19 protein-coding genes are annotated in these 20931 nt (G+C 65.7%); 12 read left to right on the forward strand and 7 right to left on the reverse strand.

Annotated elements, in window-relative coordinates:
- Positions 1–75 precede the first annotated feature (75 nt).
- Positions 76–1128 (forward strand): COX15/CtaA family protein, encoded by a 1053-nt coding sequence (locus tag ACODS2_RS00655; protein WP_488997887.1) that lies wholly within the window; start codon positions 76–78, stop codon positions 1126–1128.
- Between the two features lie 7 nt (positions 1129–1135).
- Here the strand turns inward: ACODS2_RS00655 and ACODS2_RS00660 are convergent, their stop codons facing one another.
- The gene (locus ACODS2_RS00660; protein ID WP_488997142.1) at positions 1136–2272 is read right to left on the reverse strand and encodes a hypothetical protein; all 1137 of its coding nucleotides are present in this window, start codon (positions 2270–2272) and stop codon (positions 1136–1138) included.
- A gap of 255 nt (positions 2273–2527) precedes the next feature.
- Here ACODS2_RS00660 and rplM point away from each other — a divergent pair, with 255 nt between their 5' ends.
- Entirely contained in the window at positions 2528–3007 is a 480-nt protein-coding gene (gene rplM / locus ACODS2_RS00665) for a 50S ribosomal protein L13 (protein WP_421836260.1), read from the forward strand.
- A gap of 3 nt (positions 3008–3010) precedes the next feature.
- Entirely contained in the window at positions 3011–3544 is a 534-nt protein-coding gene (gene rpsI / locus ACODS2_RS00670) for a 30S ribosomal protein S9 (RefSeq protein WP_488997143.1), read from the forward strand.
- 66 nt (positions 3545–3610) lie between these two features.
- On the opposite strand, the gene ACODS2_RS00675 is transcribed toward rpsI, so the two are convergent.
- On the reverse strand, positions 3611–3940 hold the full coding sequence (locus ACODS2_RS00675) for a DUF1244 domain-containing protein (RefSeq protein WP_488997144.1): 330 nt from the start codon (positions 3938–3940) through the stop codon (positions 3611–3613).
- A 63-nt stretch (positions 3941–4003) separates the two neighbouring features.
- Here ACODS2_RS00675 and pyk point away from each other — a divergent pair, with 63 nt between their 5' ends.
- Entirely contained in the window at positions 4004–5464 is a 1461-nt protein-coding gene (pyk, locus tag ACODS2_RS00680; protein ID WP_488997145.1) for a pyruvate kinase, read from the forward strand.
- A 6-nt stretch (positions 5465–5470) separates the two neighbouring features.
- Here pyk and ACODS2_RS00685 read toward each other — a convergent pair whose 3' ends face one another.
- Entirely contained in the window at positions 5471–5761 is a 291-nt protein-coding gene (locus tag ACODS2_RS00685; RefSeq protein ID WP_488997146.1) for a hypothetical protein, read from the reverse strand.
- 232 nt (positions 5762–5993) lie between these two features.
- Here ACODS2_RS00685 and ACODS2_RS00690 point away from each other — a divergent pair, with 232 nt between their 5' ends.
- Positions 5994–8333 carry a TonB-dependent receptor gene (locus tag ACODS2_RS00690; protein WP_488997147.1) on the forward strand — a complete coding sequence of 780 codons (2340 nt, stop codon included), beginning with the start codon at positions 5994–5996 and terminating at the stop codon, positions 8331–8333.
- A gap of 49 nt (positions 8334–8382) precedes the next feature.
- On the opposite strand, the gene ACODS2_RS00695 is transcribed toward ACODS2_RS00690, so the two are convergent.
- The gene (locus ACODS2_RS00695; RefSeq protein ID WP_488997148.1) at positions 8383–9063 is read right to left on the reverse strand and encodes a YggS family pyridoxal phosphate-dependent enzyme; all 681 of its coding nucleotides are present in this window, start codon (positions 9061–9063) and stop codon (positions 8383–8385) included.
- Between the two features lie 22 nt (positions 9064–9085).
- On the opposite strand from ACODS2_RS00695, the gene ACODS2_RS00700 reads away from it, so the two are divergent.
- The 3 genes from ACODS2_RS00700 to ACODS2_RS00710 all read left to right on the forward strand — a co-directional run bounded on the left by ACODS2_RS00700 (position 9086) and on the right by ACODS2_RS00710 (position 12728).
- Positions 9086–9631, forward strand: a complete 546-nt coding sequence (locus tag ACODS2_RS00700; RefSeq protein ID WP_488997149.1) for a thiamine phosphate synthase — start codon at positions 9086–9088, stop codon at positions 9629–9631.
- 110 nt (positions 9632–9741) lie between these two features.
- Positions 9742–12141 (forward strand): FtsK/SpoIIIE family DNA translocase, encoded by a 2400-nt coding sequence (locus tag ACODS2_RS00705; protein WP_488997150.1) that lies wholly within the window; start codon positions 9742–9744, stop codon positions 12139–12141.
- 215 nt (positions 12142–12356) lie between these two features.
- Entirely contained in the window at positions 12357–12728 is a 372-nt protein-coding gene (locus ACODS2_RS00710) for a hypothetical protein (protein ID WP_488997151.1), read from the forward strand.
- Here ACODS2_RS00710 and ACODS2_RS00715 read toward each other — a convergent pair.
- Positions 12685–13152: an Lrp/AsnC family transcriptional regulator gene (locus ACODS2_RS00715; protein ID WP_298168898.1), complete on the reverse strand. Its 468-nt coding sequence runs from the start codon at positions 13150–13152 to the stop codon at positions 12685–12687. The genes ACODS2_RS00710 and ACODS2_RS00715 overlap by 44 nt on opposite strands.
- Before the next feature lie 135 nt (positions 13153–13287).
- Here ACODS2_RS00715 and ald point away from each other — a divergent pair, with 135 nt between their 5' ends.
- A complete protein-coding gene (gene ald, locus ACODS2_RS00720) occupies positions 13288–14403 on the forward strand; it encodes an alanine dehydrogenase (RefSeq protein ID WP_488997152.1) in 1116 nt (371 codons plus the stop codon).
- A gap of 52 nt (positions 14404–14455) precedes the next feature.
- Entirely contained in the window at positions 14456–16165 is a 1710-nt protein-coding gene (locus ACODS2_RS00725; protein WP_488997153.1) for a GGDEF domain-containing protein, read from the forward strand.
- Here the strand turns inward: ACODS2_RS00725 and ACODS2_RS00730 are convergent.
- Both ACODS2_RS00730 and ACODS2_RS00735 read right to left on the reverse strand, forming a co-directional pair.
- Positions 16162–16548 (reverse strand): acyl-CoA thioesterase, encoded by a 387-nt coding sequence (locus ACODS2_RS00730; RefSeq protein WP_488997154.1) that lies wholly within the window; start codon positions 16546–16548, stop codon positions 16162–16164. The genes ACODS2_RS00725 and ACODS2_RS00730 overlap by 4 nt on opposite strands.
- Before the next feature lie 2 nt (positions 16549–16550).
- Positions 16551–18614 carry a S9 family peptidase gene (locus ACODS2_RS00735; RefSeq protein WP_488997155.1) on the reverse strand — a complete coding sequence of 688 codons (2064 nt, stop codon included), beginning with the start codon at positions 18612–18614 and terminating at the stop codon, positions 16551–16553.
- 64 nt (positions 18615–18678) lie between these two features.
- Between ACODS2_RS00735 and ACODS2_RS00740 the strand changes: the two genes are divergently transcribed.
- Both ACODS2_RS00740 and ACODS2_RS00745 read left to right on the forward strand, forming a co-directional pair.
- The gene (locus ACODS2_RS00740) at positions 18679–20496 is read left to right on the forward strand and encodes an aminopeptidase P family protein (protein ID WP_488997156.1); all 1818 of its coding nucleotides are present in this window, start codon (positions 18679–18681) and stop codon (positions 20494–20496) included.
- A gap of 56 nt (positions 20497–20552) precedes the next feature.
- On the forward strand, positions 20553–20927 hold the full coding sequence (locus tag ACODS2_RS00745) for a VOC family protein (protein WP_298168880.1): 375 nt from the start codon (positions 20553–20555) through the stop codon (positions 20925–20927).
- Positions 20928–20931 lie beyond the last annotated feature (4 nt).

Below are 20931 nucleotides of genomic sequence, written 5' to 3' on the forward strand. Positions count from 1 at the left end.
CTATCGGCATGCCCCCTTTGGCGCTTGCGTTTCGCCCGCCTCGCGAGCAGAGGCGCGCCCATGGATGCTGTTGCCATGGCCCCGGCTCGTTCCCGTGAGCGCGCTCCCGCGCCGCTTGCGCTGTCCCGCTGGCTGCTCGTCGTCGCGTTGATGATCATCGCCATCGTGGTGGTCGGCGGCATTACGCGGCTGACCGAATCGGGGGTCTCGATCACCGAATGGAAGCCCGTTTCGGGCGCGCTGCCGCCGCTGACCGAGGCGGACTGGCAGGCCGAGTTTGCCAAGTACCGCCAGACCCCGCAATACGTGCTGGTCAACGGCCCTGCCGGCATGACGCTGGCGACCTACAAGTTCATCTTCTTCTGGGAATGGGTCCACCGCCTGCTGGCCCGCGCGATCGGCATGGCCTTCGCGCTGCCGCTCGCGTGGTTCTGGCTGCGCGGGCAGATCCCTGCGGGCTACAAGCCGCGCCTGTTCGCGCTCCTCGCGCTCGGTGCGCTGCAGGGGGCGGTCGGCTGGTGGATGGTCAAGTCCGGCATCGCACACGACGTGAAGGTCAGCCATTTCCGGCTCGCCGCGCATCTTCTGGTTGCGCTGACCACGCTTGCGGGGGTCATCTGGACCATGCTCGATCTGCGCGCACTGGCGCGGGGCGAACCGCGCGCGCGGCTGACGGGCTTTGCCGCGCTGGTCCTTGCCATGCTGCTGGTGCAACTGTTCTATGGTGCGCTGCTGGCGGGTATGCGCGCGGGCACCGTGGCGGGCGGCGGCTGGTTCAACTGGGATGTCTGGCCGCTGATGCAGGGCACTTTCTTTCCGGCAGGAATCGAATGGTCACTGGGCGCGGTCCACGCCTTGTTCTCCGATCCCTACCTCGTCCACTTTATCCATCGCTGGTGGGCATGGGCGGTCGTCGCCGTCCTCGTCGTCATGGGCCGCAAGCTGCGCCGCGCCGGCGCTCGCCCGGTTTCGGTTGCGATCCACAGCGCCTTCGGCACCCAGATCGCGCTTGGCATCGCGACGGTGATGAGCGGTGTGACCATCTGGATCGCCGTGCTCCACCAACTCACAGGCGCGCTGCTGGTGGTCTGCACGGCATGGGGCGCGCACCGGCTCGGGAAGCGCTGAGCCGACCCTAGCGGGGAAGCAGAGCGGCGATCGCCCTGCCTTCCTGATTGAACCAGGGGCGCAGGCGAGCGAGCGGCACCTTGATGTCGTCGCCGCAGGCCATCGCAACCCGGGGCAATTCGGGTGAGAAGACCAGCGCGCCCCTTGCGATGCCCACGCGCCAGAACTCCTGCTGTGACACCGCGTCGCGGCACTCCGCGCCATCGGCTTTCCATCCCAGCAGGATCGCCTTGCGGAATGCGGGCGTCAGCGTCTTTGCCTCCCCGGTTTCGCCGTCGTAATGTTCGCGATGCACCGCCTGCGGTCCGAACCAGTCGAGCGGGTCCACCTCCACGCCGCGCGCAAGGTCGAAGGTCCGGGGGGCATTGTCGTTGTTCGGATGCGCGCCGCCACAGCTGCTTTCGGTGGAATCGCGCACGCCGAGCCAGCGATTCGTGATCAGCGTCGGCTCCACGGCCCTCCAGTATTCCCCGTCTGTGCCGATCGAATTGACATTGGCAGCCATGCAATCGAGCCATTCGCCGGTGCCATCGGGCTTGGGCAAAGGCAGGCGCAGCAGCGCGTTGATCTTGGCGATCGCAGGCGAGGAGCCCTCAAGCGAGAAAGTCGATATCTCCGCTTGATCATCGAACCATGGCCAGGCCTTGAAGGTCGTAACCGTGTACTTCGCTCCCTCCAGCAGTGCGGCCTTGGTCGAGAGGCGAACCGCATCGAGGCGGGGACGATGGAACACCATGTCCGCGCAAGGTCCGCCATACTCCTTGCTCGGCCCACCGATCCGGGCCAGCCGAAGCGGGAGCACCTTCTTGCCGTCGCTCCATGTGCCCGTCAGCGCGCCATCCTGCACCGCGATGGTCCACAGTGCACCGTTCTTGCCGTCGATCGCCTGTTCGAACCATTTGCCCGGCGCCGGGCCCGGCTCAAGCCGCAACAGCCGCTTCACGCGGTCATAGTAGTACGCGCCCTTCTCCTGATAGGGCGTGTGGTCGAGACAGGCATGGATCGGCGCGGTCCCAACGGTACCAGCCCAGACGCCTTCCCACGCAGGCGGCGGTGCATCCCACGGCTCGTCCTTTGCCTGTGCCAGCGAAGGCATGCCCGCTGCAGCTACCAGTGCCGCAATGAAAAGCCTGATCCAGCGCATCGACGCCACCCCCTGTTCGGCGGTGAGCCTATGACCCGCGAGAAGCCACTTCAACCCGGCTTTGCGCGCCGCTTTGGCTACCCTATAGGCTTGGGGCGGGAACCGGCATTTGGCGGCGGTATTATTTTACCTCTCCCGAAAGGCCCGGTTTGCTTGACTCCAGCGGCCTTTTGCAACAAAGGCGCGCTTCCTCGTCGTTGGGCGGACTTCGGTTCGCGCTCACGGCGTACCACTATCCTAGAATGGGTTTCAGCCATGAAGGCGCTCACGAAAATCACCCGGTCGATTAAGCCGGCCGAGGTGGAGAAGAAGTGGCATCTTATTGATGCCGATGGCCTCGTTGTCGGCCGTCTCGCGGTGATCATCGCCAATCACCTGCGCGGCAAGCACAAGCCGAGCTACACCCCGCATGTCGATTGCGGCGATCACGTCGTCGTGATCAACGCCGACAAGGTGAAGCTGACGGGCAACAAGCTCAAGGACAAGATCTACTACAAGCACACCGGTTATGCCGGCGGCATCAAGGAAGTCACTGCGGACAAGGTCCTCAATGGTCGCTTCCCCGAGCGCGTGCTGGAAAAGGCCGTCGAGCGCATGATCCCGCGCGGTCCTCTCGGTCGTGCACAGATGCGCGCGCTGCATCTCTATGCCGGCAGCGAACATCCGCATGCCGGTACCCAGCCCGAAGCGCTCGATGTCGCCTCGATGAACCGCAAGAACAAGGTGGGTGCGTAAGACATGTCTGAAACCGATACCGTCTCCAGCCTCGCGGATCTCAAGGATCTGACTTCGGCTGCTCCCGCCGCTCCCGTCTCGGCCTCGCCCGAAGCTCCCCGCGCCCCGACCGGCCCTGCCGCGCCGCTGCGTGAGCGTGAAGTCGATGCGCAGGGCCGTTCCTATGCTACCGGCCGCCGCAAGGACGCCGTGGCCCGCGTGTGGATCAAGCCCGGCTCGGGCAAGATCACCGTCAACGGCCGCGATCAGGAAGTCTACTTCGCACGTCCGACCCTGCGTCTCGTCATCAACCAGCCGTTCGAAGTCGCTGACCGTTCGGGTCAGTATGATGTCGTCGCCACCGTCAAGGGCGGCGGGCTTTCGGGTCAGGCCGGCGCGGTCAAGCACGGCATTTCGACGGCGCTGACCAAGTTCGAGCCTGCGCTGCGCAGCGCGGTCAAGGCTGCCGGGTTCCTGACCCGCGACCCGCGCGTTGTCGAACGCAAGAAGTACGGCAAGGCCAAGGCGCGCAAGAGCTTCCAGTTCTCGAAGCGCTAAGCCTTTCTGCTCAAACAAAAAAAGGGCGTCGGGACCATCCCGGCGCCCTTTTTTCTTGTGCGTACCTCAGTGCCCCGGGGCGTTGCGCTTCATGCCTTCGGCCATGCGGGCCAGCTGCTCGGGCGTGGCTTCGGTCTGGTGCCGTGCCTTCCATTCGGCGGCGGGCAGCCCGTGGATCAGCTCGCGCGCGGCAGTCTTGTCGAGTGGTGCACCGGCATCGATGATCCAGTCCGCCAGGCAGTTGCGGCAAAAGCCGGCAAGGCCCATCAGCTCTATGTTCTGCGCGTCGTGTCGATGGCGCAAGTGCCTGACAAGGCGGCGGAACGCAGCGGCGGCCACAGCATCAGAGAGTCCATCCAGTGCATCGACTGATGCGATTTCTGCATTCGTATCCATTGGGTTCGTCCTTGGGTTTTGCAGGTAGGTAGGCCATAGGGCGGGCGCATTCAATTCGAGGTGATGGACGTGGCAAAACTGGATCCCCGTGGCCGCAAGGTGAAAATCCTCGCCACCGTCGGCCCGGCCAGCCGGTCACCCGAGATGCTGGAAAAGCTCTATCGCGCCGGCGTCGATGCCTTCCGCGTCAACATGAGCCACGGTGAGCACGCCGTCCATGCCGAAACGATTGCCGCGATCCGCGCGCTGGAGCGCAAGATGGGCCGGCCGATCACCGTGCTGTGCGACCTTCAGGGCCCCAAGCTGCGCGTCGGCAAGTTCAAGGATGGCCGCGCGGTGATCCGCCATTCGGGCCACTTCACGCTCGATCGCAATCCCGAACCGGGCGACGAAAACCGCGTCCAGTTGCCGCATCCCGAATTGTTCGGCATCCTCAGGCCCGGCCAGCGCCTGCTGATCGACGATGGCAAGCTGCGGTTGCGAGTCATCCGTGCCGATGACAACGAAATCCTCTGCTCGGCCGAAGTCGGCGGCGTCATCTCGGATCGCAAGGGCGTCAATGTGCCCGATGCGGTGATCCCGGTTCCGGCGATGACCGACAAGGACCGCCGCGATCTCGCGTTCGCGGTCAGCCAGGGTGCGGACTGGATCGCGCTGTCCTTCGTGCAGCGGCCCGAGGACGTCGCCGAAGCGCGCCGCCTGATGGGCGGCTACGGCGCGCTCATGGCCAAGATCGAAAAGCCCGCCGCGATCTCGCGGCTCGACGAGATCCTCGAACTGGCTGACGGCCTGATGGTCGCGCGCGGCGACCTTGGCGTCGAACTCAATCCCGAGCAGGTCCCGCCGCTGCAGAAGCGCATCGTTGAAAAGGCGCGGCGCGAGGGCAAGCCGGTCGTCGTCGCGACTCAGATGCTCGAATCGATGATCGAAAGCCCGACGCCGACCCGCGCCGAAGTGTCCGACGTCGCCAACGCGGTCTACGACGGCGCCGATGCGGTGATGCTCTCGGCCGAAACCGCCGCCGGCGCGTGGCCTGAGGAAGCCGTTACGATCATGGACCGCATCGCGAGCGAGGTCGAGAACGACCCGGGCTATGCCGCGCGCGTCCACTTCATCGAAACGCGCCCCGATCCCACTACTGCCGATGCGCTCGCGGAAGCCTGCGCCAGCATCGCCAAGGCGCTGCCGATTGCGGGGATCATCGTGTTTACCGGCTCCGGCTCCACTGCGCGGCGCGTAGCGCGCGAACGGCCGGGCGTGCCGATGCTCGTGCTCACGCCATCCACCCTCACCGCGCGCAGGCTTGGCCTGCTGTGGGGCGCGCATGCCGTCGCCACCAAGGATATCGGCAGCTTCGAGGAGATGATCGCCAAGGGCAAGCGCATGGCCCTGCGCCACGCGTTCGGCACCGCCGGATCGCGGCTCATCGCGCTGGCGGGCGTGCCGTTCGGTACTCCGGGTTCGACCAATCTGCTGCACATGGTGACCCTGAGCGGCGACGAACTCACCAGGCATCACGGCTAGCAGCCGTCAGCGCAAGCTGGTGGCCATCCCCAGCACGCCGACCGCGACAACCAGTGTGGCGAGGCCGACCAGAAAGCTCCGGTCCGCCACGGCCTCATAGACCTCGGCGCGCGGCCCCTCGCGCAGGGCGAGGTAGGAAAAGAAGCAACTGATCGAAAAGCCGGCGGCCGACATCCACGCGATCTCGTCCGCCATGGTCTTGCTGCCGCTGTCGGATATCCTGAGCCCCGCAATGAGCAGCAGCGAGATGCCGAGGAGGTTGCTGGCGGCGTTGAGGATGTGATGCGTGCGGGCCATGTCCGCCCATAAGGGACCCGCGCCTTAAGCCGCCGTGAACCGGATGGCAGCGCAAGAGCGAACGACGCAAACGGGCGGTGCTCCGTTCACATGCGTGCCGTTGCCGACGCAAGGCGCCCGCATGTAAACGCGCTGAGGCTGCCATGTAAGGTATTGTTGCTTCGGGTAAAACGTATTGAATTGCTGCGATCAGTTGTCATGGACGGCGCCCTCACAAGAACGGGAGCAGTGAATGCCAACCAGAACAAACAAGGTCGCACGTGGAATTTCCGGCGGGTTCAGCGCCCTCGCGCTTGCCGCTGCGCTATCAGCTTTCGGTACGGGCATCGCCCAAGCGCAAGAGGCTGCGCAGGAAGCGGAGCAATCGTCGATCGACGTGCTCAATGCCGATATCATCGTGACCGCCACCAAGAAGAAGGACGTCGAGAACGTCCAGAACGTCCCTCTTGCGATAACCGCCTTCAACGCGAAGAGTCTGCAGGCGCTGCAGGTGCGCGATCTCCAGACTCTGACCTATAGCGCGCCCAACGTTTCGCTCGATCAGGTCGGCACCTCGCGCGGCACGGCAAACTTCTCGATCCGCGGCCTTGGCGTGAACAGCTCGATCCCCTCGATCGATCCCACGGTCGGCGTCTTCGTCGATGGCGTCTACATCGGTGTGAACAACGGCCTCGTGTTCGATGTGTTCGATCTCGGCTCGGTCGAGGTGGCGCGCGGGCCCCAGGGCATTCTCTATGGCCGCAACACCACCGGCGGCGCGGTGCTGATCAATACCGGGGATCCGACACCGGATGTGCGCGCCAATTTCCGCGCCTTCTACGAAGGTCCGGTCGATTCCGGACGCGGCAGCGGCAACTTCGCCATGCAGGGCGTGGTGTCGGGTCCGCTGATCAAGGACGTGCTCAACTTCAAGGTCGGCGCCTACGTCAACAAGGACGAGGGCTACTTCAAGAACCTCTACGATGGCCGCAACTTCGGCAAGGCGGAAACCCAGATCGTGCGCGGCGCGCTGGAATTCCTGCCGACAGACGGCATCCGCATGGTCGCCAAGGTGGAATACTTCAACAGTGATGGTGATGGCCCGGCAGCGCAGAACCACGGCGTCTACAAGCGTGACACCTTCGATTTCGCGGTCGACAATCGCGGCTTCTACCGCAACCGCACCTGGTTCGCGACGCACAAGACCGAAATCGACGTCGGCACCGGCAAGATCACCAACATCTTCGGTTTCCGCGATTTCGACGCGGCGACTGGCGGCGATATCGATGCCAAGCCTGTGTTCGTCTTCCACTCGAACACCCTGTTCAAGCAGCGCCAGTATTCGGACGAAATCCGCTACAACAACCGCTTTGGTGCGCTGGATTTCACCGCAGGCGGGTTCTGGTTCACGCAGGACCTCAGGTACGATGAACTGCGCTTCTTCCCGAGCTTCATCAGCCCGCTGACCCAGATCGGCGGCGGCCGGCAGGATCATGACGTGCTCGGCCTCTTCGCCTCGGGTGACTTTGCCGCGACCGACAGGCTGACCCTGACGGCAGGTATCCGCTGGTCGCGCGAGACCAAGGACGTGGCGGTGACCTACATTCGCCCTCGCACCAACTGCTCGGTCGTGGCCGGGACCTGCCCCACTTCGGGCACCAACTCGCTGATCCCCAACGAGAACAACGGCTTCAAGGACAAGCGTTCGTGGGAGAACTGGAGCCCCAAGCTCGGCTTCCAGTACAAGTTCAACAGCGACGCGCAGGCCTATGGCAACTGGACCCGTGGTTTCCGTTCGGGCGGCTACAACTTCCGCATCACCAACGCCCGCGCCTTCGAGGCGGTTGCCGCCACGCGCGGTCTCTCGTTCGATGAGGAGCAGGTCGACAGCTTCGAACTCGGCGTGAAGTACCGCTCGCCTGATCGCAAGCTGACGCTGAACCTCGCGGCCTTCCGCACCGAGGTTGGCAACATGCAGCGTGAAGTGAACGAGGGCTCGGCAGCGGGTGTGGCGCAGTCGATCTTCAACACGGCTGACGCGCGCATCGATGGTATCGAAGGCGAGGGCCGCTATGCGCTGGGCAAGCACTTCCTGCTCACCGCGAACTTCGGCTACATCAACGCCCGCTACACCAACGTGCTGTTCGACATCTCGAGCGACGGCAAGGTCGATGCGGCGGACAAGGCACTGGCATTGCCGCGCACCCCGAACTGGACCTACGGCTTCGGCGTGGTCGGCGATTTCAAGCTGAGCAGCGGCAAGGCGATCGTCGCACGGGCCAACTTCCAGCACCGCGACCGCTTCGCCTATACCGACAACAACTTCGGCTGGATCACTGCGTCAGACAACCTCGACGCCTCGCTCAGCTACAAGACCGGCGGGCTGACCTTCACGGTCTATGGTCGCAACCTGCTCGATCAGGTCCAGCATGGCGGTGATACGCAGCTGGGCACTGCGGCGCAGATTCCGGTCTTCGGTGGCCCGCTCTCGACCGGAGTGGATCAGCCGTTCGGTCAGAACCCCAAGGCGGGCACCTTCTCGCCGCTGGTGCGCGGCCGGGTGCTTGGCATCGAAGTGAACGCCGACTTCTGATGAGCGGCGCTGCGCGGGGGGGGCCTCCTGCGCAGCGCTTCGCTTGCCTTCAGCCGCGCGCGCCGAATAGCGCCGAGCCGACGCGGATATGCGTCGCGCCCAGCATCACGGCGGTCTCGAAATCGTCGCTCATGCCCATCGAGCGGCTGGCCAGGCCATGGTCGTCCGCCAGCTTGGCGAGGAGCGCGAAGAACGGCGCTGCCTCGATCCCGGCGGGCGGCACGCACATCAGGCCGATCACCGGCAGATCGGCAGCGCGCGCTTCGGCGAGCAGCGCGGGCAGGTCGGCAACCGCGCAGCCGCCCTTCTGGGCCTCGTCGCCGATATTGACCTGCACGAACAGCGGCACGCGGCGGCCGGTCTTGTCCATCGCGCGGGCAAGGGCGGTGAGCAGCGAAAGCCGGTCGAGCGAATGGATGCAGTCGAAGCGCCGCACCGCCTCTTCCGCCTTGTTGGACTGAAGCTGGCCGACAAGGTGCAATTGCAGATCCGGGTGAGCTTCCTGCAGCGCGGGCCACTTGGCGTCGGCCTCCTGCACGCGGTTCTCGCCGAACACGCGCTGCCCTTCGGCAATCAGCGGCAGGATCGCCTCGACCGGGTGCATCTTGGATACGGCGACAAGCGTCACGTCCTCCGCTTTGCGGCGGGCGATGGCGGCGGTGTGGGCGATGCGCTCGCGGATGGCGGCAAGCGGGGTCATGGCGGCCAATGCGGCCTCTGGATCGATCATGACGCGGTGCTATAGGCGCGGCATGCGCCGGTGTCATCCTGTCCCGCGGGTCGTCCTGCTCACCGATGCGCGCAACGATCATCGGCTGGAATGGGCGATTTCCCGCATGCCGCGCGGCAGTGCGCTGGTGTTCCGGCACTATCATCTGCCGATCGCTGCCCGCCGCGCGCGTTTCGAGGCGCTGCGGCGGCTTTGCGCCCGGCGCGGCGTGCTGGTCATCACCGCTGGGGATGCGCATGGCTGGCGCGCGGATGGGCACTATGGCGCACCGCGCGATCTGGGCCGAGGGTCCGGCCTGCGCCCTGGCCAGCGACCCGGTTTGCGTCTCGCTACTGCCCACTCGCTTGCCGAAATCGGCGCGGCGGTCCGCGCGCGAGCCTGCGCCATCCTGCTCTCGCCAGTCTTCCCCACCCGCTCGCATCCCGGCGCACCCGTCCTCGGGCCGGTCCGCTTTCTGCTGCTCGCCCGCCGCTCGCCGCTCCCGGTCGTCGCGCTGGGCGGCATGACGAAACGCCGCGCGGCGCGCCTCCCCGTCTGGGGCTGGGCGGCGATCGACGGACTCGCGTAGAACCCGCAGAAACCCGCGACTCGCCGGGATTCCTAGGGTTTCGCCTGCCATGAATTCTTGACGCCATCCCCACTCTCGGCGCATGAAGAGCGCAGGAAGGGACAGGCTTCATGGCATCTCGCGCACTCGTTTCGCCCGCCGGAGGGCGCGCCGCCAAGGCTGCAGACTGGCGCGCGATCCTGCGCCGCAGCTTCCGCCGTAGTGCGGAGCTGATCGGGGCGGCCCTGCTGTTTGCCGCAATGATCGCGCTCACCCTCGCGCTGGCGACCTATACCCAGACCGATCCTTCGGGCAGCACCGCCTCCGGCAGCCCGGTCGAAAACTGGATGGGCCTGCCCGGCGCCTGGGCGGCCGAGCGCGTGCTGCTGTTCTTCGGCTTGCCCAGCGTGTTGCTCCTGCCGCTGCTTTATGTCTTCGCGCGGCGGCTGTGGGATGCAGCCGGCGATCTGATCGATATCGACGAGGAGGACGAGGAACTCCAGCCGCTGCCCGCCTGGTGGCGCCTCTCGGCGATGCTCGTGCTCGCCATGGCGCTGATCGGAACGGCCTTTGCGCTGATGTTCACCGGCCCGGGGGGCACGCTTCCCGCCGGTGCGGGCGGGCTCGGCGGGCTGCTTGGCGCGGCGCTCGTGCGCGGCGCGGCGCATTGGCTGCCGGCAGCCGGATTGTGGATCGAGCGCGGGGCGGCTGTCGTCACCGTGGTCGCCGGTCTCGTCGTCACCGCGCAGGTCTTCGCGTTCGACTGGCACCGCCTGCCCCGCATGCCGGCCTTCCTGCGCCGCGGCGGACGTCCGGCGCTTCCTGCGGCTGCGGGTGTCGCCGCGCTTCTGCCGAAGCGCCAGCCCAAGCCGCGCCCCGAGGCGGGCGAGGATGCCGCGGTCGTCGCCTCCGATTTGCCGCCCTCGCGCCGCCGCCCGACCGAGATCACTGATCCCTCGCGCCCGCCAGCGCCCGCGCAGCTTGCCGGGAAGGCACGGCAGGGAGATCTGTTCGACCAGTACGAGCTTCCCGGGCTCGACATTCTCGAGCCGCTTCCTGTCGCGACAGGGCCGAAGATCGACAAGCTCGCGCTCGAACGCAACGCGCGCCTGCTCGAAAACGTGCTCGACGATTTCAACGTGAAGGGCGAAATCACTGCGGTGCGCACCGGCCCGGTCGTCACGATGTACGAACTGGAACCGGCCCCCGGCATCAAGGCCAGCCGCGTCATCGGCCTCGCCGACGATATCGCCCGCAACATGAGCGCGATTTCTGCGCGCGTCTCCTCGATCCCCGGCCGCACCGTGATGGGCATCGAACTGCCCAATGCGGTGCGCGATATGGTCTCGTTCCGCGAGCTCGTTTCCTGCGACAAGTTCGTCAATTCCAAGGGTATGCTGCCGATCATCCTCGGCAAGGATATCGCGGGCGAACCGATCGTGGCGGATCTTGCCACCATGCCGCACCTGCTCGTCGCGGGCACCACCGGCTCGGGCAAGTCGGTCGGGCTCAACTGCATCCTGCTCTCGCTGCTCTACCGCCTCACCCCGCAGCAATGCCGCCTGATCCTCGTCGATCCCAAGGTGCTCGAACTCAAGTCCTACGATGATATCCCGCACCTGCTCTCGCCGGTGGTGACCGAGCCGTCAAAGGCGGTCCGCGCGCTCAAGTGGGCGGTCGAGGAAATGGAGCGGCGCTACCGCATGATGTCCTCGGTCAGCGTGCGCAATATCTCGGGCTTCAACGAAAAGGTCCGCGCCGCTGCCAGCAAGGGCAAGCCGCTCGGCCGCCGCATCCAGGTCGGGTTCGATCCCGATAGCGGCGAGGAACTGTTCGAGGAGCAGCAGCTCGATTATCAGGTGCTGCCGCAGATTGTGGTGATCGTCGACGAGCTTGCCGATCTCATGGTCACCGTCGGCAAGGAAATCGAAGTCCTGATCCAGCGCCTCAGCCAGAAGAGCCGCGCTGCGGGCATCCACCTCATCATGGCGACTCAGCGCCCCTCGGTCGATGTCATCACCGGCGTGATCAAGGCCAACCTGCCGACCCGCATCAGCTTCGCCGTCACCAGCCGCATCGACAGCCGCACGATCCTTGGCGAACAGGGCGCCGAACAGCTGCTCGGTAAGGGCGACATGCTCTACAAGCCCAGCACCGGCGCGATCAGCCGCGTTCACGGCCCCTTCGTGAGCGACGAGGAAGTGGAGCGCGTCGCCGATCACTGGCGCGGGCAGGGCAGCCCTGACTACGTCGATTCGGTGACGGAAGAGCCCGAGGACGGCAGCTTCGGCTTCGACGACCTCGACGCGACCGCATCAGACGCGCCCGAGGAGCGCAAGTACCGCCAGGTCTGCCAGCTCGTGTTCGAAAGCCAGAAGGCTTCGGCCAGCTGGGTCCAGCGCCAGATGGGCGTGGGCTACAACACCGCCTCCAAATGGATCGAGCGCATGGAAGCGGACGGCTTTGTCGGGCCCGCCAACCATGTCGGGCGGCGCGACATTTACCGTGACAAGGACGGCAATCCGCTGTGAAAACGCCGGGCGCGTTCGCGTCCCCTTAATCCTTGCCAGCCGCCGCCGTTCTCACTTCATGACCGGCGGCCTCGTGCTCTGCCCATCGGCGCGGCCGCCGGTCTCCCGGTTCCCGTCCGGGATGGCGTCCAACGAGCGAGAAAGGTCACGGCGTGCCCTATGTTGCGCTGTCTCAGTGCTGGTTCACGCGGCAACATCAGCCGACGGCGTGGCGCGTGCACGAGGACGACGGCGGGATTTACAGCATCTGCCGGCACTGCGGCCGCCGCATCGTCACCTGGGGCCGCCATCGATGGACGATTGCCGACGGCCTCGACATGACGCATCTGGCCGAGACCGTGAGCGGCCGCTTCCTTACTGTGCTCGACAGCGCCGCCGAATTCGTCGTGCGCCGCTTCACGGTCGATCACCTGCCCGATGAGGAGGCGATCGAGGCGTTCAAGCTCGAACTGCGCGAGCGCTATCGCATGGATGAGCCCGGCAACGATCTCACCCTGCTCGACAGCGCCGACAAGAAGGCGCAGCGCCCCCGCAAGCCCCCGCCTATGGCCGCCCGCGCGGCACCGGGTAGCCCGCGAACCGCTTGATCCGGCGCAGCGAAAAGCTCGATCGCATCGAGGAGACACCCGGCAACCGCGCCAGACAATCGCGGTGGATATGGTCATACTGATCAAGGTCCGCCGCCGCCACACGCAGCAGGTAGTCCGCCCCGCCCGACATCAGGTGGCATTCGAGGATATCATCGAAATCCCCCACGGCCCGCTCGAACCGGTCCATCGCTTCGCGGCTCTGGCTGGTCAGCGTGATCTCGACGAACACCTCGACCGCAAGGCCCACGCGTCTCGGATCGATCCTCGCCGCATAGCCGCTGATCACCCCCGCTTCCTCCAGCGCGCGGATGCGGCGGTGGCAGGCCGATGGCGAGAGCGCCACAGCTTCGGCAAGCGCGGCAATGGGCCGCGACGAGTCATGTTGCAGTGCATCAATCAACGCGGCATCAATGCGATCCATGCAAGATTTTCCTGCGTAATGGTGTAAAAGCAGGAAATATCACCAAAACTGGCACCGCGATACCGCCAATGAGGTGAAACAGCGCGCGCGCCAGAGTGTATCCTTTCGCCATCCGAGAACGAAAAGGATCCTGCCATGCGTGTCGGTACCGTCCGTGAAATCAAGAACCACGAATACCGCGTCGGCCTGACGCCCGAGAGCGCGCGCGAGCTTGCCGCGCATGGTCACGAAGTCTGGGTCGAAACCGGCGCCGGGCTCGGTATCGGCGCGGCGGACCGCGACTACGAAGCCGCCGGTGCGGTGATCAGGCCAGATGCGGCAACGATATTCGCAGGCTGCGAGATGGTCGTGAAGGTCAAGGAACCGCAGGCGATCGAGCGCGCGCAGCTGCGCGAAGGTCAGATCCTCTTCACCTATCTCCACCTCGCGCCGGATCCTGAACAGACTGCCGATCTCGTGAAGTCCGGTGTCACCGCGATTGCCTATGAAACCGTGACCGGCCCGGGAGGCCAGCTCCCGCTGCTCAAGCCGATGAGCCAGGTTGCCGGCCGTATGGCGATCCAGGCCGGCGCGACCGCGCTGGAAAAGGCGCATGGCGGACGCGGCGTGCTGCTCGGCGGCGTTCCGGGCGTGCTTCCCGCCAAGGTCGCGGTGATCGGCGGCGGCGTCGTCGGGTTCAACGCGGCGCAGATGGCCGCCGGCCTTGGTGCCGACGTCACCATTCTCGACCGCGATCCCGATGTGCTCGAACGGCTCGGCACGCACTTCGAAAGCCGCGCCAAGACGCGCTTCTCCAATCAGGCCAATCTTGCAGACTGCATCGCCGAAGCGGATCTGGTGATCGGCGCGGTGCTGATACCCGGTGCTGCCGCGCCCAAGCTGGTCACGCGCGCGATGCTCGCCACGATGAAGCCGGGGGCGGTGCTGGTCGATGTCGCTATCGATCAGGGCGGCTGCTTCGAAACCAGCCACGCCACCACCCACGCCGAACCGACCTATGTGGTCGATGGCATCGTCCACTACTGCGTCGCCAACATGCCCGGCGGTGTCGCCCGCACCAGCACGTACGCGCTCAACAACGTGACCCTGCCGCATGCGCTGAAGATCGCCGATCTCGGCTGGAAGGCGGCGCTCGCGGCCAATCCGCACCTCGCCGCAGGGCTCAATGTCCACGCCGGTGAAGTGACTTACGAAGCTGTCGCGCGCGAGCTTGGCTATGCCTATCGCCCGGTCGAGGAACTCCTCGCCTGATCGGGCGGCCAAGTTAACTCCCCAATAAGCCCCTTTCGCTAGAATCGGGCTTATGGACTGGATGTGGCGCAAGTTTGTGCTGTTCGGGCTGGTGGCATTGCTATCCGGCCTGTTCGGCATGCCTGCTGCTGCGGCGCCCATTGTCGCAAGCCAGACCTGCCATGCCTCGGCTGACGCCGCAGAAACCTACGCAGACCTGCGCCGCGCGCCGGACCGGTGGATGTGCTCTGATTCCGAATACGACATCGGGCCTGAAAGCCTGTTCCTTCGCTACCGCCTGACCGATCCGGCCAAGCCGCGCGCGCAGAGCCTTGTCACCCATGCCTCGCCGTTTCGTGCCATCACGATCTGGGTGGTCGACGAGTCTGGCTCGGTCCGCACGCAGCGCTATTCGTCGGCTTCGGCCCACCATCTGATCGACGGGCCGATGATGGTCCTGCCCCTGCCGCAGACCCCGGCGCGCCCGCGCCTTGTTACCGTGCGGATCGATCAGCCGTGGAACAAGACCATCGCCAGCGAGGCGCGCCTCGATAGCGAGCCTGAAGGATCCGGCTGGGATATGGGCGTGGTGGTCGCGATGGCGGCGATCTGCGGCATGCTGGTCGTGCCGCTTCTGCTCAATTTCGGCTTCTACCTCGTGCTGCGCCGCCCGTTCGTGCTGTGGCACATCGTGATGGTTGGGCTGATGCTGGTGGAGACCGTGATCGGCACCGGCTTCATCCACATCGGGGCGGACCCCGATGCGGCGACCGAGATCGCGATCAACAGTCTGTGCTTTGGCGCGGTGGCCGCGGCGGGGCTGATGTTCCTTGTCACCTTCCTCGAACCCGATGCGCTATCGCCATGGCTGCGCCGGTTGATGGTCGGCTGCGCACCGCTGGTCATGGCCGGAGGCATCTTCACCGCGCTCCCGATAGAGGCACTGCGCCCGTGGAGCGCGCTGGGCATCTACTCCGGCATTTCGCTCGCAATCGTGATCATCTTTATCGGCATCTCCGATGCCTGGCGGCGCGGCAGCAAGCTCGTCTCGTTCCTCATGGTCGGCTGGAGCCCTGTGCTGCTGGTCGGGGTCTACCGCATCGGCAGCTACCTCCTGCCAAACGCGCGACCGACGGAATCAGTCGTCATTTTCCAGCTTGCGCTTGCGGCCGAAGTGCTCGCCAATTCGCTGGGCATCGTGATCCGGTTCCTTGAACTGCGGCGCGAGCGCGACCTTGCCAATGCGCGCGCGACCGAGCTTGAAGGCGTTGCCGGCCGCGATGCGCTGACGGGCCTGTGGAATCGCCACTCGATCGAGCGGCGCTTCAACGATCTGTTCTGCCTCGGTTATCGCACTATGGCGGTGATCGATCTCGATCATTTCAAGCGGATCAACGACCTGCATGGCCACGCGGTCGGCGATGCGGTGCTCAAGGTGGTCGCGACCACGCTGGCCGAAGATCCCGAAGCCTGCGCGATCCGCATGGGCGGTGAGGAATTCCTGCTGCTGCTGCGCGGCCCCGGCAGTGCCGAGCGGGCAGAACGCTGCCGCCGCGCGCTCAGCACACGGATCGCTGCTGCCGTGCCGGGCCTCGGCCATGTCGTCACCGCCAGCATGGGGCTGGTCGAACACGACCTTTCCGGCACGCTCGATGTGGAATTTGCAGTGCTCTACAGCCACTGCGACCGCTTGCTCTATGAAGCCAAGCGCCTGGGTCGCAACCGCACGATGCGCGAGCGGCTGACCGGCTTTGCGCCAGAATTGCAGTTGCGAACCGGCTAAGCGGTAAACAGCGCCGCCATCTCCGCCGACACGCGCTGGATGCGCCCGCTGGCCTTGTCGATCAGCACCCACTGCGTGCGCGCGCTGACGATCACCTTGCCTGCGGCGTTGCGGAAATCGACCCGCCGGTCGAACCGCGCCCCGCGTGGGGCATCGGGCACGAAGGTCTCGCCCGTCACGCCTTCGCCCAGCGCGATGTTTCCGCGATAGTCGATCTCGTGCCGCGTCACGACCCACACGTAAGCCGCCTGCCACGCCGCCGGGGCCAGCGCCTCCCAGTGCGAGGTGGCAAGCGCTTCCATCCACTGCACCCACACTGCGTTGTTCACATGGCCCAGCACGTCGATGTGCTCCGGCCCGGCGGTGAAGGTCATGCTATGCATGATCAGGCCGCAACCCCCAGCTGCGCGAGGATGAAAGCAAACTCCTCTGCCGTCTCGCGCAGCCCTTCGAACCGGCCCGACTTGCCGCCATGCCCTGCGCCCATGTTGGTCTTGAGCAGCAGTTCGTTGGCGTCGGTCTTCAACTCGCGCAGCTTCGCCACCCACTTGGCGGGCTCCCAATAGGTTACACGCGGATCGTTGAGGCCTGCCGTCACCAGCATCGGCGGATAGGCTTGGGCAGACACCTGATCGTAGGGCGAATAGGACCGGATCAGCTCGAACGCATCCTTGTCCTCGATCGGATTGCCCCATTCGGGCCACTCGCCCGGCGTCAGCGGCAGTTCGGCATCGAGCATGGTCGCCAGCACATCAACGAACGGCACATGCGCCGCCACCGCGCCCCACAGTTCGGGATCGGAATTGATCACTGCGCCCATCAGTTCGCCGCCTGCCGAGCCGCCCGCAATTGCGATCCGGCCCGCCTGCGTGAACCCTTCCGCGATCAGCCCCTTCGCCACATCGACGAAATCGTTGAACGTGTTGGTGCGCTGCTCAAGCTTGCCCGCCTTGTACCAGCGCCGCCCCAGATCATCGCCGCCGCGGATATGCGCGATGGCGTAGGCAAAGCCGCGGTCGACAAGGCTTAGCCGCGTGGTTGAAAAGCCCGGCCCGATGGCAATGCCATAAGCGCCATAGCCATAGAGATAGAGCGGCCCGCCCGCTTTGCGGCCCTTGCGCCAAACGACCGAGACCGGCACCGCCGTGCCATCCCGCGCGGTGATCTCCAGCCGCGCGGTTTCATAGAGCGAGGCGTCATAGCCGCTCGGGATTTCCTGCGTCTTCAGCAGTTCGAGCCGCTGTTCGCCCACATGATAGTCATAGACCGAGGCTGGGCTCGTCATGGACTCATAGCTGACGCGCAGCTTGTCCATCGCCCATTCCGGATTGTCGCCCAGCGAAGCCTCGTAGCTCGCTTCCGGGAATGCGATGGGTTCGATCCGGCTGGGATCGTCGTAATACCGCACCTCGATCCGATCGAGCCCGCGCACCCGGCCTTCGACCACATAGAAATCGCGGAAAAGGTCGAAGCCCGTAAGATAGAAATCCTCGGTCCCCTCGATCAGCGTAGTCCATTCGCCGGGGCTGGCGAGCGATGCCGTGGCGAGGCGGAAATTCTCGTGGGTGTCGTTGGTATGGATGAACAGCGTCTCGCCGCGCACATCCACATCGTACTCGACGCCGGTCTGCCGCGCCCGCACCAGCAGCGGCGCGGCCAGCGGATCGGCAGCGGGCACCAGCCGCACTTCGCTCGTCTCGTGGTCGCCGGTCGAAATCACCAGCCACTCATCATTGGCCGAAAGCCCGGCGGAAACGCGGAAGCCCTCGTCATCCTCATGATAGAGCTCGACATCGCTTTCCACCGGCGTCCCCAGCCAGTGCAGCCGCGCGTTGTCCGTGCGCCACTGCGCATTGGCGAGGCTGTAGGCCAGCGCCCTGTCGCCCGCCGCCCAGATGAGCGCGGAAAGCGTGCCGGGGATTACATCGGGCAGCACTTCTCCGGTCGCGATCACCTTGATCCGCGCGGTAAACCGCTCCGATCCGTTGTCGTCCACCGCCCAGGCCAGCATGCGCCCATCGTTCGAGACCGAAAGCGCGCCCAGCCGGAAGTACTCCAGCCCCTCGGCAAGGGCGACCTCGTCGAGGATCAGCTCGTCCGGTCCGCCTGCCACGGGCCTGCGCCACCACTTCTTGTACTCGGCGCCTTCCTCGTATTCGATCCAGTAGAGCCAGTCGCCGTCCTTCTGCGGCACCGACTTGTCGGCTTCCTTGATCCGCCCCCGCATTTCGGCAAGCAGCGTTTCGACCGTGCCCTGATGCGGCTTCATCCGCGTTTCGAACCACGCGTTCTCGGCCTCCAGATGCGCGAGCACTTCGGTATCCGTCACCTCGGGATAGCCGGGATCGCGCAGCCAGTTGTAGGGATCCTCGATTGTCACGCCGTGATGGGTGAAGGAATGGGGCTTCTTGGCCGCAACCGGAGGCGCGGTGGGGGTGGTTTCCGTCATTCCCCGCATCTATGGTGTGCAGCATAAGCCCGCAAGGCGGGTGATACGCTTCAGGACACGACCCATGCTGATGAAAGTTGAACAACAGGGGCACGAAGCCCGGCTCGAAGCCCTGCGCAAGGAACTTGCGCGGCAGCAGCTCGATGGCTTTGTCATCCCCATTTCCGATGAGCACATGAGCGAATATGTCGGCGCCTATGCCCAGCGCCTCGGCTGGCTGACCGGCTTCGGCGGCTCGGCGGGCACCGCTGTCGTGCTCAAGGACAAGGCCGCGATCTTCGTCGACGGGCGCTACACGCTGCAGGTGCGCGAGCAGGTCGATGGGCGGCTGTATGAATACCAGTCGGTGCCGCAGACCTCCGTCGCGGCATGGCTGGGTGAAAACGCCCCCGAAGGCGGCCGCATCGGCTATGATGCCTGGCTCCACGGCAAGGGCTGGGCCGATAGCGCCGCCGCCGCGCTGAAGGCACGCAAGACCGCGCTTGTCGCCGTCCAGCAAAACCCGATCGACGCGATCTGGCAGGATCGCCCCGTGCCTTCCGCTGCCCCCGCGCTCGTGCATGCAGACGAATATGCCGGTGCTTCGGCCCACGAAAAGCGCGCCGAAGTCGCCGCCTGGCTCACCGCGCGCGGGCTCGATGCCGCCGTGATCTCCGCGCTCGATTCGGTCGCCTGGCTGCTCAACATGCGCGGCTCGGATGTGGACTGCACGCCGGTTGCGCTCTCCTTCGTGCTCGCTCATGCAGATGGCACGGCAGACCTGTTCATCGCACCCGAAAAGGTCACGCCCGAGCTTGCCCAGCATCTTGGCAACGCGGTGCGTGTGCAGGATCGCGCCGCTTTCACCCCCGCGCTCGCCGCGCTCGCCGGCAAGAAAGTTGCGGTCGATCCCGAACGTGCGGTCGCGGCCATCTATCAGCAGCTTGCCGCCGCCGGTGCCGAAACAGTCTCTGTCACCGATCCCGCGGTGCTGCCCAAGGCCCGCAAGAACCCGGTTGAGCAGGCCGGTCACCGCGCCGCGCAGGCGCGCGATGGCGCTGCGATCACCCGCTTCCTCAACTGGCTCTCGAATACCGCGCCAAAGGGCACTGAAACCGAGCTTTCCGCCGCCGCAGCGCTCCGCGCCGAGCGCGAGAAGACCGGCCTCCTTCGCGATCTTTCGTTCGACACGATCTCTGCCGCCGGCCCCAACGGCGCCAGCCCGCACTACAAGGTGGACGAACATACCAACCGCCAGATCGAGCCGAACAGCGTCTATCTCGTCGATTCGGGCGGCCAGTATCTCGATGGCACGACCGACATCACCCGCACCGTCTGGATCGGCCCCGATGCGCCGCCCGCCGAAGTGAAGGACCGCTTCACCCGCGTGCTCAAGGGCCATATCGCGCTCGATCAGGCGGTGTTCCCCGAGGGCACTAACGGCAGCCAGCTCGATAGCTTCGCGCGGCAGTTCCTGTGGTCGGCGGGGCTCGACTATGCCCATGGCACCGGCCACGGCGTCGGCAGCTTCCTTGCCGTCCACGAAGGCCCGCAGCGCATCGCCAAGGCGGCAGGCGGGCAGGCGGGGACTGGACAGGCCCTGCTCCCCGGCATGATCCTCTCCAACGAGCCCGGCTACTACAAGGCGGGCGAATACGGCATCCGCATCGAGAACCTCGTCCTCGTCGAGGAGCGCGATATCCCCGGCGCCGAGGGCATGTTCATGGGCTTCGAAACGCTGACTTTCGCGCCGATCGACCGCACGCTGGTCGAGCCTGCGCTGCTGCTGGAACACGAGCGCGCGTGGTGGAACACCTATCACGCAAAGGTCGAGGCGCTGCTCGCCCCGCAGCTGTCCGGCGCGGACCTCGCCTGGCTGGAGGCTGCCTGCACCCCGTTGTAAGCTTCTTTGTTCGTGTTATGTTCTGATTATCGCGACTCGGCGAAGAGGAGGTTTGGATGATCGGTTACGTAACTTTGGGGACCAACGATCTGGCGCGCGGCGCCGCGTTCTATGATGCGCTGGCCGCCGAACTGGGCACCAAGCGCATGTACGAATGGGACGGCGCGATTGCGTGGGGCGAAGCGGGCGGTGCCGCCGGCATCGGCCTGATGAAGCCCTACAACGGCGAGCCCGCCACCGTCGGCAACGGCGTGATGGTCGCGCTTGAAGCGAAGGACAATGCGCAGGTGGACCGGCTATACGCCGCTGCGCTCGCCAACGGCGGAACCTGCGAAGGCCCTCCGGGTCCGCGCGGGGAAGGCGGGTTCTATGCCGCCTATTTCCGCGATCCCGATGGCAACAAGCTCAACGCCTTCGTGATGGGGAGCTGAAAGC

It is taken from the genome of Novosphingobium sp. FG137 (genome assembly GCF_057809735.1).